The organism is Corynebacterium sp. H113 (assembly GCF_037572315.1).
Lineage (GTDB): Bacteria > Actinomycetota > Actinomycetes > Mycobacteriales > Mycobacteriaceae > Corynebacterium.
Map to the genome: position 1 here is coordinate 1096090 of NZ_JBBHKZ010000002.1, position 16341 is coordinate 1112430.

Annotated in this window: 14 protein-coding genes; 13 read left to right on the plus strand and 1 reads right to left on the minus strand. The window is 57.2% G+C overall.

The features are described 5' to 3' along the window. Window positions 1-19: 19 nt before the first annotated feature. The gene (locus WG938_RS06140; RefSeq protein WP_339978532.1) at window positions 20-1333 is read left to right on the plus strand and encodes an anaerobic C4-dicarboxylate transporter; all 1314 of its coding nucleotides are present in this window, start codon (window positions 20-22) and stop codon (window positions 1331-1333) included. A gap of 24 nt (window positions 1334-1357) precedes the next feature. Here WG938_RS06140 and WG938_RS06145 read toward each other — a convergent pair whose 3' ends face one another. Next, window positions 1358-2245, minus strand: coding sequence for a RecB family exonuclease (locus tag WG938_RS06145; RefSeq protein ID WP_339978533.1), 888 nt, complete (start codon window positions 2243-2245; stop codon window positions 1358-1360). 77 nt (window positions 2246-2322) lie between these two features. Between WG938_RS06145 and WG938_RS06150 the strand changes: the two genes are divergently transcribed. The 12 genes from WG938_RS06150 (at window position 2323) to WG938_RS06205 (ending at window position 16329) form a co-directional block, all read left to right on the plus strand. Continuing rightward, on the plus strand, window positions 2323-3159 hold the full coding sequence (locus tag WG938_RS06150; RefSeq protein ID WP_339978534.1) for a tRNA (adenine-N1)-methyltransferase: 837 nt from the start codon (window positions 2323-2325) through the stop codon (window positions 3157-3159). 38 nt (window positions 3160-3197) lie between these two features. Further along, the gene (arc, locus tag WG938_RS06155; protein WP_339978536.1) at window positions 3198-4778 is read left to right on the plus strand and encodes a proteasome ATPase; all 1581 of its coding nucleotides are present in this window, start codon (window positions 3198-3200) and stop codon (window positions 4776-4778) included. After that, complete coding sequence (dop, locus tag WG938_RS06160) at window positions 4768-6351, plus strand: depupylase/deamidase Dop (protein ID WP_339978537.1); 1584 nt, start codon at window positions 4768-4770, stop codon at window positions 6349-6351. The genes arc and dop overlap by 11 nt, the downstream gene beginning before the upstream one ends. Before the next feature lie 103 nt (window positions 6352-6454). Then, entirely contained in the window at window positions 6455-6646 is a 192-nt protein-coding gene (locus tag WG938_RS06165) for a ubiquitin-like protein Pup (RefSeq protein WP_445292899.1), read from the plus strand. A 3-nt stretch (window positions 6647-6649) separates the two neighbouring features. Beyond that, the gene (gene pafA, locus WG938_RS06170) at window positions 6650-8131 is read left to right on the plus strand and encodes a Pup--protein ligase (protein WP_339978541.1); all 1482 of its coding nucleotides are present in this window, start codon (window positions 6650-6652) and stop codon (window positions 8129-8131) included. Window positions 8132-8178: 47 nt separating this feature from the next. Continuing rightward, a complete protein-coding gene (locus tag WG938_RS06175; RefSeq protein ID WP_339978542.1) occupies window positions 8179-9141 on the plus strand; it encodes a helix-turn-helix transcriptional regulator in 963 nt (320 codons plus the stop codon). Beyond that, entirely contained in the window at window positions 9142-10137 is a 996-nt protein-coding gene (locus tag WG938_RS06180; RefSeq protein WP_339978543.1) for a WYL domain-containing protein, read from the plus strand. It abuts the gene before it with no gap. A gap of 50 nt (window positions 10138-10187) precedes the next feature. After that, entirely contained in the window at window positions 10188-10541 is a 354-nt protein-coding gene (tatA, locus tag WG938_RS06185; protein ID WP_339978545.1) for a Sec-independent protein translocase subunit TatA, read from the plus strand. 78 nt (window positions 10542-10619) lie between these two features. Continuing rightward, a complete protein-coding gene (gene tatC, locus WG938_RS06190) occupies window positions 10620-11648 on the plus strand; it encodes a twin-arginine translocase subunit TatC (protein WP_339978547.1) in 1029 nt (342 codons plus the stop codon). A gap of 12 nt (window positions 11649-11660) precedes the next feature. Continuing rightward, complete coding sequence (locus tag WG938_RS06195; RefSeq protein WP_339978549.1) at window positions 11661-14378, plus strand: DEAD/DEAH box helicase; 2718 nt, start codon at window positions 11661-11663, stop codon at window positions 14376-14378. Between the two features lie 27 nt (window positions 14379-14405). Then, window positions 14406-15557 carry a M24 family metallopeptidase gene (locus WG938_RS06200; protein ID WP_339978551.1) on the plus strand — a complete coding sequence of 384 codons (1152 nt, stop codon included), beginning with the start codon at window positions 14406-14408 and terminating at the stop codon, window positions 15555-15557. Window positions 15558-15564: 7 nt separating this feature from the next. Next, on the plus strand, window positions 15565-16329 hold the full coding sequence (locus tag WG938_RS06205; RefSeq protein WP_339978553.1) for an SDR family NAD(P)-dependent oxidoreductase: 765 nt from the start codon (window positions 15565-15567) through the stop codon (window positions 16327-16329). The last annotated feature ends 12 nt before the right edge of the window (window positions 16330-16341 follow it).

The following is a 16341-nucleotide window of genomic DNA, read 5'->3' on the forward strand; positions in this document are numbered from 1 at the left end:
TCCCCAGAGAGGAACTGACATGTTGCTTACCCTGCAGATTGTCATCGTTCTAGCAGCCATCATCATTGGCGCACGTCTCGGGTCGATTGCGATCGGCCTCGCAGGCGGTCTCGGAGTCTTACTGTTGGGCCTCACCGGCATCCCAGTAACCCGAGAAGACATCCCATTCGACGTTATCGGCATCATCATGTCGGTCATCGCAGCGATCGCCGCTATGCAAAAAGCTGGCGGTATGGACTATTTGGTCCACGTCGCGGAGAAACTACTACGCAAGAACCCACGCCACATCACGTACTGGGCGCCCATCGTGACCTACTTGATGACTTTGCTCGCAGGCACCGGCCACACCGCCTTTTCCACGCTGCCGGTCATCGCAGAAGTCGCAAAGGAAGGCAAGGTCCGCCCATCACGACCACTATCGATCGCAGTTGTCGCCTCCCAAATGGCCATCACTGCTTCACCTATTTCAGCGGCCGTTGTGTTCATGGCGAGCCTGCTGGAGCCGAAAGGCGTCGGCTATCTGTCCCTGCTTGCCGTTGTCATCCCTTCAACATTCCTCGCGATTCTGCCCACCGCACTCATCACGAATCATTTGGGCAAAGAGCTTGCCGACGACGAGGTCTACCAAGATCGCCTCGCACGAGGTTTGGTCAAGCCCCCGCAAGGCCAGCTCGCAGAATATGTCGCCCCAAAGGGCAGCAAGCTGTCGGTTGGCATTTTCCTTGGTGCGATTCTCCTCGTCATGGCATACGCCACCATCAGTGCGGAACAGGTAGGTCTGATCACCGATCCAACGTTGCCTCGTAACGAGGCAATCATGACCATCATGTTGAGTGCTGCGACATTCATCGTCTTGGCCTGCAAGATCGATGCCGCAGAAATTCTGAATACTCCAGTGTTCAAGTCTGGTATGTCCGCCAGCGTCTGTGTCCTGGGTGTGGCATGGCTCGGAACAACCATCATCAACGAGCACATCGATGCAATCAAGAGTGGCTCCGGAGAACTGCTGAAGGAATCCCCGTGGATGCTCGCCATTATTCTCTTCTTCGCCGCAGCGCTTCTGTACTCGCAGGCTGCCACGTCGAAGGCTCTGATGCCGGCCGCTCTGGCGGTAGGCGTATCGCCTTTAACAGCCGTCGCATCGTTTGCAGCGGTTTCAGCACTCTTTATCTTGCCGACATACCCAACATTGCTTGCCGCAGTCGAAATGGATGACACTGGCACGACTCGCATTGGCAAGTACGTATTCAACCATTCGTTCATCATTCCGGGCACAGTGTGCATCGTGCTTGCCGTGATGTTCGGCTTCGCCATCGGCAGTGTGGTGCTCTAGCAACAAGGACGAACTGGATGCCGATCAGTCGCCGAAGGAACCAGGCCAGCCTGGATACTCCGGAGTAACCCCTCCGAATGCTGGGCACAATTCCTGGAATGAGCACCAACCACATAGTTTGGATTTCTTCGGAACAAAGTCACCGAATTCGCCATCCCTAACAATGTTTTCCCACAACGTCGCGAGCTCAGCCTCAAACTGGATGAGCTCCGATGTTGTTGGACTATGTACCAGGTCATCTGCAACCTTCAGGTACATCAACCTAAGTTGCGTTGGCACCCGACCCGTCAGGCGCCACCACACGAGCGCATAAAAGCGCATTTGGAAGAGCGCATCATCCTGGAAACGGGGATGTGGCTTCTTTCCCGTCTTGTAGTCAACGATTCGAACTTCACCTGTTGGCGCGATATCTACGCGGTCAATGAAACCGCGAACGGGCACGGTGGTGCCCACCGACTCGTCGCCAAGAATGAGCTGCACGAATTTCTCGGTCTCTGACGCATCGAAACCGGCTGGGTTTTCCATGAAGAAATACCCCTTGAGAAGGGCACGACACTCGACCAAAAACTCCATCAAGTCGTCTTCTGGCACCAGCTCATGCAGCGACTCATCCTTCGCTTTCATCTCAGCCCAATGTGGCTTCAGGCGCAGGACTGCGCCTGGATAGGTGCGCTCCTCACGCGGCCAACTATGCATTTCCTCCAAGACAGCGTGAACCAGCGTGCCCTTGACCTGAGCAACCGTGGACGGCTCCGGCAACTTATCAATGGCACGAAATCGATACTTCAGCGGGCATTGCTGGTAGTCATTTGCACGCGACGGCGATAACGCAAGCTTGCTTACCTTGCGCTTCGGAGCGGACTCAGCGCCGGCGCTAGCTTCAGTTCCAGAATATCCACTTACCTCAGGCATACTGTCTACGTTAAAGCACGACCCGGATTGCCTCCGCGTAGCCCGGCATCTCAACTCACAAGGAGCTTGTATTCCACATGGCAGATAGCGGACCATTTCAGGTAGGCGACAGGGTTCAACTGACAGACTCGAAGAACCGCCATTTCACAATCATTCTTGAAGAAGGCGGCCAATTCTTCACCCACCGTGGTGCCATTGCACACGACGATCTCATCGGCGCTGCCGAAGGCACCACGGTGACATCAGCGGAAGGCACCATCTACCTGGCGCTTCGCCACCTCATGGTCGACTATGTCCTGTCGATGCCGCGAGGCGCAGCCGTCATCTACCCAAAGGATGCAGCTCAGATCGTCATTGAGGGAGACATCTTCCCAGGTGCCCGCGTCCTGGAAGCCGGTGCCGGCTCCGGTGCGCTGAGCCTCAGCTTGCTCCGCGCTATTGGCCCAGAGGGACAGCTCATTTCGTACGAGGTTCGCGAGGATCACATCGAGCATGCCGAGCGCAATGTCGTCGACTTCATGGGCGAGAAGCCTGCAAACTGGGATCTACGGCTCGGTGATCTGAATGAGGCGACCGTCGAAAAGCTCGGAGGCCCAGTTGACCGCATTATTTTGGACATGTTGTCGCCATGGGAATGCCTCGATACCGTCAGCTCGGTACTGCAGCCAGGTGGTGTGCTGATGGTGTACGTGGCGACGGTGCCACAGCTCATGAAGGTTATGGAAGGTATCCGTGAGCAGAAGTGTTTCACGGAGCCTCGCGCGTGGGAGTCATTGGTCCGGGATTGGAACGTCAAGGATCTGTCGGTTCGCCCAGCACACCGCATGCAAGCGCATACTGCTTTTCTCGTGTGGGCGCGTCGCTTGGCTGATGGCACGGTTCCGCCACGTCCGCAACGCCGTAACCAGCGGTAGTTACGTGACTCACACCCGGGTGACGGTAACCTAAGTGTATGACCAACCCCGCAGAACAAATCCGTGACTTAGAGCACAAGAATCATACGTTGGGGATCCGCAATAACCGGCTTGTCCAGTTGCTGCGGGACTCTCGAAATCAGCTCGAACTGCTGCGCCAGGACATCGAGCAGATGATGGAGCCGCCCTCGACGTATGGCATTTTCTTGGAGCCCGGCGCGCAAGATGGCTCTGCAGAAGTTTTTGCTGGTAATCGACGGATGCGCCTGCAGGTGCTGGCATCGATCGATGTGAAGTCTCTTGTTCCGGGAAGCCTGGTTCGGCTTAACGACGGCTCGTTAGTGGTCGAGGACTGTGGTTATCCAGATCATGGTGATTTGGCGCTTGTGCGTGAGGTCCTCGCGGATAGGCAGCGTGTTCTTGCGACGGATCATCACGGGGAAGAGTTTGTGCTCCGGTTGGCGGGGAATCTGAACGCCAAGGTCGGTGACACGGTCTTGATTGACCGTAAATCAGGTCACGCCTTTGAGGTCATTCCGAAGGCCGAAGTTGAGAACCTGGTGCTGGAGGAAGTCCCTGATGTCGAGTACACCGACATTGGCGGTTTGGATAAGCAGATCGGCCAGATTCACGACGCCGTCGAGATGCCATTTTTGCACCCTGAGCTTTTTACTCGGTATGACCTGCGCCCGCCTAAGGGTGTCCTGCTGTATGGCCCTCCAGGCAACGGTAAGACACTGATTGCGAAGGCCGTGGCGAATTCGCTAGCTCGCAAGATTGCATTGAAGAGCGGCAAGAGCGAGAAGGAAGCAGCCCGCGCACAGTCGTACTTCCTTAATGTCAAGGGCCCGGAGCTGTTGAACAAGTTCGTGGGCGAGACCGAGCGTCAGATTCGATTGATCTTTGACCGTGCCCGCGACATCGCGGAAGATGGTCGCCCGGTCATTGTCTTCTTCGACGAGATGGATTCCATTTTCCGCACCCGTGGCTCCGGTGTGAGCTCCGACATGGAAAATACTGTGGTGCCGCAGCTGCTCGCTGAGCTCGATGGTGTCGAGGGACTGGAAAATGTCATCGTCATCGGCGCCTCGAACCGCGAAGAGATGATCGACCCGGCCATCCTGCGCCCTGGTCGTCTCGACGTCAAAATCCGCATTGAGCGCCCGGACATCGACGGCGCTCGCGACATTTTCGGCAAGTACCTCACTCAGGAGCTCCCGTACCGCGAGGACGATATTGCCCGCCACGGTGGAGTAGAGCAGAACATCGCTTCGCTTATCGACGCCGTCGTGGAGCGTATGTACCGAGCAACGCCAGATAACGAGTACGTGCGTATTCGCTACGTCGATGGTTCGGCGGAAACGTTGTACTTCCGTGATTTCAACTCGGGCGCCATGATTGCCAACATTGTGGATCGCGCAAAGAAGTCCGCAATTAAGAGTGTCATTGCTGGTGGACCTGACGGTATTTGCGAGCAGCATTTGATGGACGCTGTCGCTGAAGAGTTCATGCAGAACGAAGATCTCCCGAATACGTCGAACCCAGACGAATGGGCGCGTATTTCCGGTCGTCCTTCCGGCAAGGTAGCCGCTGTGGAGGTCGTTCACCATGACCACTAATGCTCAGCAGACCAACGGGGGCGAGCGCCGTATTTTTGGCACCGAGGTCGAGTACGGCATCTTGTCGCCGGAGGATCCCACGGCGAGCCCTATCGTGACCTCAACGCAAGCGGTGCTGGCATACGCCAAGGCACATGAGGGGGGCTTGGATCGGCGCACCCGGTGGGACTACGCACCAGAGTCGCCTCTGCGAGATAGCCGTGGCTTTGATCTGCGTCGCTATCACCAGACTCCGATCATTGCCCCCAATGCAGTGGGTGCTGCCAACCTTTTGCTGCGCAATGGTGCGCGTTTCTATGTTGACCATGCGCACCCTGAATACTCCGCACCAGAGACAACATCAGCGTGGGATGCTGTTATTGCTGACCGCGCAGGTGACCACATCATGCTGGAAGCCGCAAAGCTTGCAGCGCAAGAAATCGATGACGAGGGCAATCCAGGCCCAGTACTGAAGATCTACCGCAATAATGTAGACGGCAAGGGCGCAAGCTACGGCACACACGAGAACTACTTGTTCCGTCGCGAGACAGATTTCGCCAACATCGTTGTCGGTCTCACTCCGTTTTTCGTGACTCGCCAAATCTTCACTGGTGCTGGACGAGTAGGTCTTGGCCAGCGTGGCCAAGAAGCTGGTTTCCAGATTTCCCAGCGCGCCGACTACATCGAGACGGAAGTTTCTCTGGAGACGACCCTGAACCGTGGCATCATCAACACCCGCGATGAACCACACGCGAATCCAGACAAGTGGCGTCGCCTGCACGTCATCATTGGCGATGCGAACATGAGCGAGTACGCAACGTTTTTGAAGCTCGGCACCACTGCGTTGGTTCTCGACGCTATCGAAGACGGCGTTGACTTCTCCGACCTCGCACTGCGAGAACCCGTAGCAGAAGTACACCGCGTCTCACATGACCTGACGTGTACGCACAAACTGGAACTAGCCGATCACACGACTCACCTCACCGCCATCGACATTCAGCGCGAGTATCTCCGCCGAGTGAGCGTGTACGACACCGAGGGGACCGTCGTAAAGCTGTGGGCACAAGTTCTTGATCTACTTGCCGACGATCCGGTGAAGACTTCACACCTGTTGGACTGGACTGCGAAGTTGAAGCTCATGGAAGGGCTGCGCAGTCGCGCCGGTCTTGGTTGGGATCATCCGAAGTTGGCATTGATTGATTTCCAGTATTCGGATATTGATCCGGCGCGTGGTTTGTATCATGCACTGGTTCGTCGTGGGGCAATGCAGACGCTGGTTCCGGAAGAGGACGTACTCCATGCTGTGACGCACGCGCCGACCACTACTCGTGCGTATCTACGCGGTGGGTTGTTGCGCAGGTTCTCGGATGACATCGTGGCGGCGAGCTGGGAAAGCGCAGTCGTCGATCGATCGGGCACGTACAAGCAATCCGGTGACATCAATGACGCGGATCTTGTGCGCCTGAGTTTCAGTGAAGTGGATGGACTGCATGAGGATGAAGTCGGCGACATTATGGAATCCGCATCGGGCATCAGTGATCTTGTCGATGTCCTCTCTGAGCGAGGGCTCGCAGGGCTCGGCGCGCAGGAGTAACGCGACCATCGCGCACTGCGCCGTGCTCACGCAAGTAGCAGCACCTGCGAACTAGCATATGAATAACAAACATAATTTTTGAGGAGTGAAGAATATGGCTGATATGAAGGGCACCCAGATTTCCGGTGGCGGTTCCGGCGGTGGCGACGACGATGTCCTCGGCGACGTCTCCGGTGGCGGTCAGGCGCAGGCTCATGTGAGCTCGACTGACGATCTTCTCGACGAGATCGACGGCCTGCTGGAAAGCAACGCTGAGGAGTTCGTCCGTTCGTACGTTCAGAAGGGCGGCGAATAGGCCGTGACCGGGGACGCTTCTACCGTGCCCGCTGCCACCGCGCCTGCTGCTGCTCTTGTCCGTCGTATCAACGGCATCGAAACCGAGTATGGAATCACCTGCACAGTCGATGGTTCACGGCGGCTAAGCCCGGATGAGATTGCTCGCTACATGTTCCGCCCAGTGATTGAGGAATATGGCGCGACCAATATCTTCACCGCGAATTCCGGTCGCCTGTACCTCGACGTGGGTAGCCATCCTGAGTTCGCGACCGCTGAGTGCGACTCGGTGAGCCAGCTCATTGCGCATGACAGGGCAGGAGAGAAGCTTCTCGACGATCTCGCCGTCACAGCGGAAGATGCCCTGGCGAAAGAGAACATCGGCGGCAAGGTGTTCTTGTTCAAGAACAACGTCGACTTCGCCGGCAATTCCTACGGTTGCCACGAGAATTATCTCGTTGGTCGCGACATGGGGCTGAAGGCACTGTCAAAGTTGCTGCTGCCGTTCCTGGTTACGCGCCAGTTGATTTGTGGTGCCGGACGTATTTGGCATCCGTACCCGAATTCTCCGCATGCTGATGATCCTGTCCAGTACTGCTTCTCGCAGCGCGCAGATCACGTGTGGGATGGTGTCTCATCTGCGACGACGCGTTCGCGGCCAATTATTAATACCCGCGATGAGCCACACGCGGACTCGACTCGTTTCCGTCGTCTGCACGTCATCGTCGGCGATTCCAACATGAGCGAGACGACGACTGCCCTCAAGGTCGGCTCGACCCAGCTGGTGTTGGAAATGATTGAGGCAGGCTTTGCACTGCCGGATCTGGAAGTCGCAAACGAAATCAAGGCGATTCGCGCAGTGAGTCGCGACCTGACAGGCACCACCCCGATTGCGCTGCGCAACGGGGAAGAAGCGACAGCGCTGGAGATCCAGCTTGCATTCTTGAACGCGGCGAAACAGTGGTTGCAGCAGCGTCCAGAGTTCAGCCGCGTTGAAGGCATTCCAGGTCGAGGCACACCGAACGTGGATATGGCTCGCATTATCGAGCTGTGGGGACGAGTACTGGATGCTATCGAGTCGGGCGATTACTCAACCATCGACAAAGACATCGACTGGGCTATCAAATGGTCTTTGATCAAGCGCTATCTTGATCGTGGCCTGGCCATCGATGATGCCAAGCTCGCACAGATCGATCTCGCGTATCACGATATCCGCCCTGGTCGCGGTATTTTCCGAATGCTCGAAGCAAAGGCCGCCGTAACCCGGTGGATTGACGATGCTGCTATCGAAAGTGCCGTCGCAAAGCCTCCGCAGACTACGCGAGCAAAGTTGCGCGGTGAGTTCCTCGCCGCGGCGCGTGCATCGAAGGCGCAAACCGTTGTGGACTGGACGCATTTGAAAGTCAGCGGCGATGAGCCAGAGACCGTCGTTGTCGATGACCCATTTGAGGTCGACAACGCTAAGGTCGCAGCTCTTATCGAGACGATGGTCGGACGCGAAACCTAAGACCGGAAGACAACACCGAACTCTCACTCGCGAGAAGGAGATCTTTTATGGCGACGGAAGTCACAGACGCAGCTCGCTCCCGTATGGCCTCATTGGTCATTGCACTTGCCGACGATCCCGGCTGGATCTCCACCGACTGGATCGGCCACAACGTCGACGGGTATACAGGTATCAAGCGGGAGAGTGTCGAACGATATTTGCGTACCGACGTCGCCATGCTGCAGGACTACGGTGTGCCCATTCAAGAATCTGGTGGTCGTTTCCGTCTTGACGATGCCATGTGGCGTCTGAGCGACCCTGAATTCAGCGAAGAAGAAGCAGCAGTCATCGCTATGGCTGCCCGTGTTGCTTTTAATAGCCCTGACCTCGCGCAGTTCGCGAAGTCGGGTTGGGGAAAGCTCGCCTCTGTGGCTCGGCGCAGTGACCTACGCGGTAGCGAATCTACAGTCGTCGTTGCCGACACCGTTGACCTTGACGGTGCGCATTTTGAGCTTCTGTTGGAGGCTGCTCAACCGCCACGTCGACAAGTGCAGTTCTGGTACGCCAAGCAGCACGGTGCCGATGACGAGCTGCGCACGATCGAACCGTGGGGGATCGCCAATTTGCGCGGTCGCTATTACCTCGTCGGCTTCGACTTGGACCGCAAGGACGTCCGTACGTTCCGGCTCACGCGCGTCCACGATGTCGTTGATACCGGCACCGAAGCAATGTACCCGCGTGAGAAGGGTAATCTGCAAGACATCGTGGAACGCACCCTGTCGCGTGGCCAATCGCCCGTGGTCGGCGTGGTTCGAGTCGCGCCAGGCCGATGCCTCGACCTCACCCGTCATGCGGAACTGCTTCACGACGATGTCTGGAAGCTCCCACCCGTGCCTGAATGGCAGTTGGTCGAACATGGGCTTCACTACGCGGGGTTCCTCGAAGTAATCGAGCCAGTGAGCGTGCGGGAGGCCGTCGTCAAGCGTTTGCAGAACATCATCGCGGCGGATGCTGCCGGGGAGGACAACTAAATGAAGCCTCAGAATGATTCACCAGACCTGACGCTGCCACAGTTATTGAATCTGGCACCGTACTTTGAGGAGCCGAAAACTTTCACAGAGGCAGCGACCGACTTGGGGCTTACCGTTGCGCAAGTACGCGCCGGGCTGGAGCAGTTGGCGAATCTCTCTAGGCCGGGATTGACTACCCGCAATGCATACACGGTGACTTACTCGGGACCGTGGACTGCTCAAGTCATCCCGGCTGTGGAAGCACTGGCGCAGCCGATGAAACTCACTCCAGCAGAAGCTGCGACGCTGCTGCTTACGTTGGAGACGTTGGAAACATCGGCAGCTTTGAATGATCCGGAAGTGGTGCGGTCGGCGGCCGCGAAGCTGCGGGAGATTAGCTGGACCTCTGGTGCGATCGTGGATACGACTCCAGCGACGGCGGGCAACATTGAGTTTGCACAAGTCATTCAGTCAGCAATCCGGGACCGGAACGTCATCGAAGTCGAATACCGCAATGCCTCAGACGAGCGATCAGTTCGATTGCTGGATCCAGTTCAGGTGATGGCGGTAGAGGACATCACCTATCTGCAAGCGGCTGACCATGACGACGATGCCAAGACAGTCAAGACTTTCCGTATCGATCGCATCGAGTCTGTGCGCGCCACGGACGCTCAAGCTCGATGGATTGCCCCTCGAAGTGTGGACCCGCTCGACCCGTATGGTTTCAACGAGGATGAGACTCCGGAGAAGTGGGCAAGCATTATGGTGAATGCCGATGCGACCTGGGTATCGGACTACGACCCAGTGTTCTGGTCGGACGAAGAAGACGATGGTGAACAGGGGTACCCAGCGTTTATCCCGATGGGGAATGTTGACCAGGCCGTTTCTTTTGTCCTGCGGCGTGCGCCAAGCGTAGAGGTTATAGAACCGGTATCGTTGCACAAGGCCGTTATCGCTCGCGCACGCGAGGGTCTTGAAGCGTATGGTTACCAACCACAGACTTCATCTGCACGATAGTGGCAGAGTATTTCTTAGTCTTATCGTTCCCGTGAAAGGTGAATAAGCGAATGCCAAATCTCGGACCTTGGGAAATCATGGCTATCCTCGTCGTCATTGTGTTGCTCTTTGGCGCGAAGAAGCTCCCAGACGCTGCACGTTCACTGGGTCGTTCCATGCGCATCTTCAAGTCTGAAGTGAAGGAAATGCGTAACGACGACGAGCAGCCACAGGCAATTCAGCAGGCTCCACAGGCACAGCCACAGTCTTACTGGGATCAGCAGGCTCAGCAGGCAGTTTCTCCACAGCAGCCACAGGCACAGCCAATGCAGCAGCCTCAGGCACAGCAGCCTGTCCAGCCGGCTCAGCCGATCCAGCAGCCACAGCAGGACCAGAACCCAGGCTCTGGCCAGCCACAGCAGTAGGCGCCAGTAGGGACAGTGACTTCGCCAACTAAACCTTCGCGATCCCGTAAGAAGAGGGAGCGGGATCCCGAAGGCGTAATGACGATCGTTGAGCACATCCAGGAGCTTCGCTCCCGGCTGCTAAAAGCTATAGCCGGCTTGTTGATCGGTACTATTTTGGGCTTCATGTGGTACCAAGCGGCGTTCACTCTTGGCCCCTGGAAGATTCCGTTCACGGGAGCCTCGACTGGCTCGCTGCATTTCAACTCCCTCGGCGAGTTGTTGAAGGAACCGTATTGCGCGCTGCCAGAGGAGCAGCGTTTTGGCAATGACGGTGAGTGCCGTTTGCTTGCTACCAGCCCATTCGAGATGTTTATGCTGCGCATGAAGGTCGGCGCACTTGCCGGCCTCGTTCTTTCATCTCCGTGGTGGCTGTACCAGATTTGGGCTTATGTCACGCCTGGTTTGGTCCGCAAGGAACGACGCTTCACGCTTCTTGCTGTCTCCGCAGCTGCGCTGCTTTTCGCCGCTGGTGCGGTTCTGGCGTACTTCGTTGTTTCGTATGGCCTCGAGTTCTTGTTGCAGATGGGCGATAACGCACAGATTGCAGCGCTCACTGGCGAACGGTACTTTAACTTTTTCCTCGCATTGATCCTCATTTTCGGCGTGAGCTTCGAGCTGCCGCTGTTCATCATCATGTTGAATGTGGCGGGCGTTCTTCACTACGAAACGATGAAGGATAAGCGACGCATCATCATTTTGCTGCTGTTCCTTTTCGCAGCATTCATGACACCAGGCCAGGATCCTGTTTCCATGCTGGTGCTAGCGCTGTCGCTGACGATCCTCATGGAAGTCGCAATTCAATTCACGCGTATCAACGACAAGCGTCGCAACCGGGAACGACCAGAATGGCTCGACCTTGACGACGAACAAGCATCGCCTCTCGCCGGTAACGGCGGAATTGGCGCACCAACGCCAGTTGAGGGAGCAAGCCCAATTACGACGTCGCAAAGCCCAATGAATTCGACACCACCGGTAGCGGGACCGATCGCGCCTCCGGCACCAGTGCAAACAGAACGGACAGATCTCCGACAGCGCCCCGCTTCAGACTTCGATGACGTTTTGTGACACCCTATATCTATGACACTTCTTGGTGACTTCGTCTCCGACTTAGGGTTCGAACTCGATGAGTTTCAGCTCCGCGCTTGCCAATCAATTGAGGCAGGGCGGGGCGTTCTCGTGTGTGCACCCACCGGCGCGGGTAAAACCGTGGTTGGCGAATTCGCAGTGCGCGCAGCGCTCGACATGGGTGGAAAGTGCTTTTACACGACACCAATCAAGGCTCTGAGCAACCAAAAGTACCATGACCTCGTCGATGTTTATGGCGAGAACAAGGTCGGACTGCTCACTGGCGATGTATCCATTCATGGAGATGCGGACATCGTCGTAATGACAACCGAAGTGCTGCGCAACATGCTCTATGCAGGCTCACCGACGCTGCGCCGGCTTTCGCATGTGGTCATGGACGAGATTCACTATCTCGCAGATAAAGAACGCGGTGCGGTCTGGGAAGAGGTCATTTTGAACCTCGACCAGGCGGTGTCCGTAGTTGGGTTGTCAGCGACGGTGTCGAACTCCGAAGAGTTCGGCAACTGGCTCACGACGGTTCGTGGCAAGACCGACGTCGTCGTGACGGATTTTCGCCCAGTTCCGCTGACACAGCACATGCTGGTGGGCAATCGGATGTACCCGTTATTCGAGGCAGGCGGCACCGAAGTCAACCGTGATCTAGCCGAAGCGTGTCGACGAGCCGAAGGCAACTACGGTGACGCCGGCGGCAGAGCTCGGTACGAGTACCAAAAGCGTCGGCAATGGGACGATGAGAAGAAGCCACAGCGCTTCCGCCCGGCGCGTCGCGGCGATGTCGTTCGCATGTTGGGTGGCGCGTCGATGCTGCCTGCGATCGTGTTTATCTTCTCGCGTGCGGGCTGTGAGGGTGCTCTGCAGCAGTTGTCTGCCTCTCGGATGGAACTCACCACGCCCGAGGAGCAACAGGAGATCGCGCAAATCATGGACGCGGGTGTCGCGGACATTCCCGTCGATGATCTGCAGATTCTTGGCTACCGTCGCTGGCGTCGCATCGTGATGCGCGGTTTTGCTGCGCACCATGCGGGGATGTTGCCGGCGTTCCGGCACATCATCGAAAAGCTCTTTAACAAGGGTCTGGTCAAGGTCGTCTTCGCGACGGAGACGTTGGCGCTAGGTATCAATATGCCTGCGCGCACCGTCGTGTTGGAGAAGCTCGTCAAGTACAACGGTGAGGCTCACGTTGATCTTACTCCGGGCCAGTACACGCAGATGACGGGTCGTGCTGGTCGTCGTGGCATTGATACCGAAGGCCACGCGCTGGTGCAGTGGGCTCCAGCAATGGATCCGAAGTGGGTGGCAGGTCTTGCTTCGACTCGAACCTATCCGTTGATTTCGACGTTCGCGCCAACCTACAACATGTCCATCAACTTGCTGCGCACCCTTGGGTACGAGGACGGCAAAAAGATGATGGAGCGTTCCTTTGCCCAGTTCCAAACTGACGGCGATGTCGTTGGCGATGCTGCTGAGCTCGACCGCGCCCGCGCGAAGGTCGCTGAGCTCACCGCAGGTATCGAGGCTCTGGACAAGTCCGGCGATCAGACGGACCGCATGGATGCCATTCTCGAGTATTTGGATATCCGCGCGAAGCTGTCCCAAGAAGAAAAGAACGCCAAGCGTCGCAATATTGAAGACCGTCACACTGAAACGGTTGTTGCGCTGCGACGACTCCGCCGTGGCGAGGTCATTGCCATCCCATCGGGGAGGAAGGCTCAGCTGGCCGTCGTCACGCGTGAAGATACGTCGGCTAAGAACCCACGGCCATCGGTTTTGGGTGTCAGTGGTTTCACAGGCAGGGTAGAGCCGGACTGGTTCCCGTCTGCTCCGACGGTGGTAGGCCGGATTAAGGTGCCACATGACATTGCGCGAAAGCCACGGAAGTCGCTGGCGATTGTGAAGTCGGAGATGGCTCGTCAGAATTTGCGTGCGCCGAAGCGTTTACAGCGTCGCAGTGCGGTGAAGTCGCCTGCAGTGAAGAAGTTGCGCGACGAGATGCGCCGTCATCCATTGCACAACGATCCTGCTGTCGAGGCAGTGGCAAAGGATGCCGCTGCGTTGCGTCGTGCGCGTATGAAGGTCGCTGCTTTGGAGCGTCGGGTTGAGCAGGCAAACGACTCGTTGGCACGGATGTTTGACCGCGTACTGGCTTTGCTCGGCGAGCAGAGTTACGTCGAATGGGATGACGCGGGCAAGCCAAGTGTGACGGAGGAAGGCGAGCGTCTCGCACGTATCCACAATGGCTCTGATTTGTTGGTGGCGCAGTGTTTGCGTCGCGGTATCTGGGACGGGCTTGACCCGGCGGAGCTTGCAGGTGCTGCTTCGTCGTTGACGTTTGAAAACAGGCGCGCTAATCAAGGCTCTGACGAGGTACCAACCGAGCCACTCGCCGACGCGCTCGGCCACACCTACCGGTTGTGGGAAGAGCTATCGTCCGACGAGCGTCGCCACCGCCTGCCGATCACGAACATGCCGGATATTGCGTTTGCTACGGCCATTCACCAGTGGACTGCAGGAGCGCCGCTCGGGTACTGCATTCAGGCTGCTGCAGAAGCTGGTGCAGAGCTCACCCCGGGCGATTTCGTGCGTGCCTGCCGTCGCGTTATTGACCTTTTGGAACAGATCAAGCAGACCGGATATTCCCGGGAAATCCGCGACCATGCGACCGAAGCTATTCAAGCGATTCGCCGTGGAGTCGTGGTGCTCGGAAACTAATCCACAACAGGTTCTACTGTAGAGGGTATGAGTAATCAGCTTTTCGACGTATCCGTCTACGCAGCTCGTCTCTCCAAGGCAGCTCGACTAGCCGCTGACCGCGGCTTAGGAGGACTAGTCTTCGGGACCGGGGCTGACTTGCAATACCTGATCGGCTCAACAGTCAGCTCTCACGAACGACTCACTGCTTTAGTCGTGCCAACCGTCGGTCGCCCCACGTTGGTGCTCCCTGCGGTCGAACGCGGTGATCTTCCTGCCTGCGCAATCGGGGATCTCGACGCTGACGTCGTGCTCTGGGAAGACGGGGAAGATGCACACGAGATCGTCGCAAAGCTTCTGGCTGGCGCTGACACCATTGGTGTTGGCTCATCGCTGACGGCTGATCATCTGCTGCCAATCATGGAACTGACCGGGGCACAGCTCGTGCTTGCCACTCCTGCATTGCGGGAGCTGTTCATGCGCAAGGATGAGGCGGAGATTACGCAGCTGCGCGAAGCCGGAGCAGCCATCGACCGGGTTTTCGAGCGCGTACCGGAATGGCTTGTCGCAGGTCGCACGGAGCGAGACGTGGCAGCCGATATCGAGCGCCAGATTTTGGCTGAAGGACATTCTGCGGTGGACTTCATCATCGTGGGTTCGGGGGAGAATGGCGCGAATCCGCACCACGACTTCTCGGACCGAGTGCTGCGCAACGGGGACATCGTTGTTGTTGACATCGGAGGCACGTGGGGCGCTGGCTATCATTCCGATTGCACACGTGTTTTTGCTGTTGGTGAGCTTAGCGACGACGTCGCCGAGGCATGGAGCATCCTCCGTACTGCGCAGGAAGCTGCGAAGGCTGCGGTGCGTCCGGGTGTAACGGCGGCACACATTGATGCGGTTGCTCGGGAAGTTATTACGCAGGCTGGTTACGGCGAGCAATTCATTCACCGCACTGGTCACGGCATCGGGTTGTCCACGCATGAAGAGCCATTCATCATGGCCGGCAACGATCTGGTGTTGGAACCAGGCATGGCCTTTTCCATTGAACCGGGCATCTATGTGCATGGGGATTTCGGCTTGCGGCTGGAAGACATCGTGGTCGTGACAAGCGATGGCTGCAAGTCCATGAATAATGGTTCGCATGAGTTGTTGTGCGCGAACGGCAGCACAAGCGCAGCAGACGTAGAAGGGAAGTAGTCGGTCAATGGGACACGTACTCATTCTGGGTGGCACCAGCGAGATCGGTGGCGAGGTTGCGGCGAGGTTGGCGAATCATAACGTCGTCACGTTGGCAGCTCGGCGGATCGACGCTCTCGATGAGGTTGCTCAGCGCATGACCGACGCGGGAGCAACCGCAGTGCATCGTCTGTACTTCGATGCGGACGATATCGAAAGCCATGCTGGAGTGTTGGAAGAAGCATGGGCTATCGCACCTGTCGATACTGCGGTGATTGCTTTCGGCATTCTCGGTAACCAGGATGAGTGCGAGCGCAGTGGAGTTGCTGTGGCGAAGGTGATTCACACCGACTTCACTGCACACGCGGCGATTGCCACAGAGCTGGTAGTGCGAATGGAAGAATCCACCGCCAACGGTGATCTTCCTGTCCGCGATGGAGTGTCCGGACGTATTCTCGCATTTTCTTCTATCGCGGGAGCGCGAGTACGTCGCCCCAATTATGTGTATGGCTCTGCGAAGGCAGGTGTCGATGGATTCCTGCAGGGCATGCAGGATCGTCTACATGGTTCATCTATTCAGCTGACCATTGCGCGTCCTGGTTTCGTAATCGGAAAGATGACAGAAGGTATGGATCCTGCGCCGATGTCGTCCACTCCCGATGTCGTTGCTGAAGCCGCCGTGACAGCGCTCGACGGTGGCAAGCCACACGTCTGGATTCCAGGCCGACTATCCGCATTGGCAACAGCAACGACGTTTGTACCTCGCGGCATTTGGCGACGGATGCCTCGCTAATTCAATGTCCTC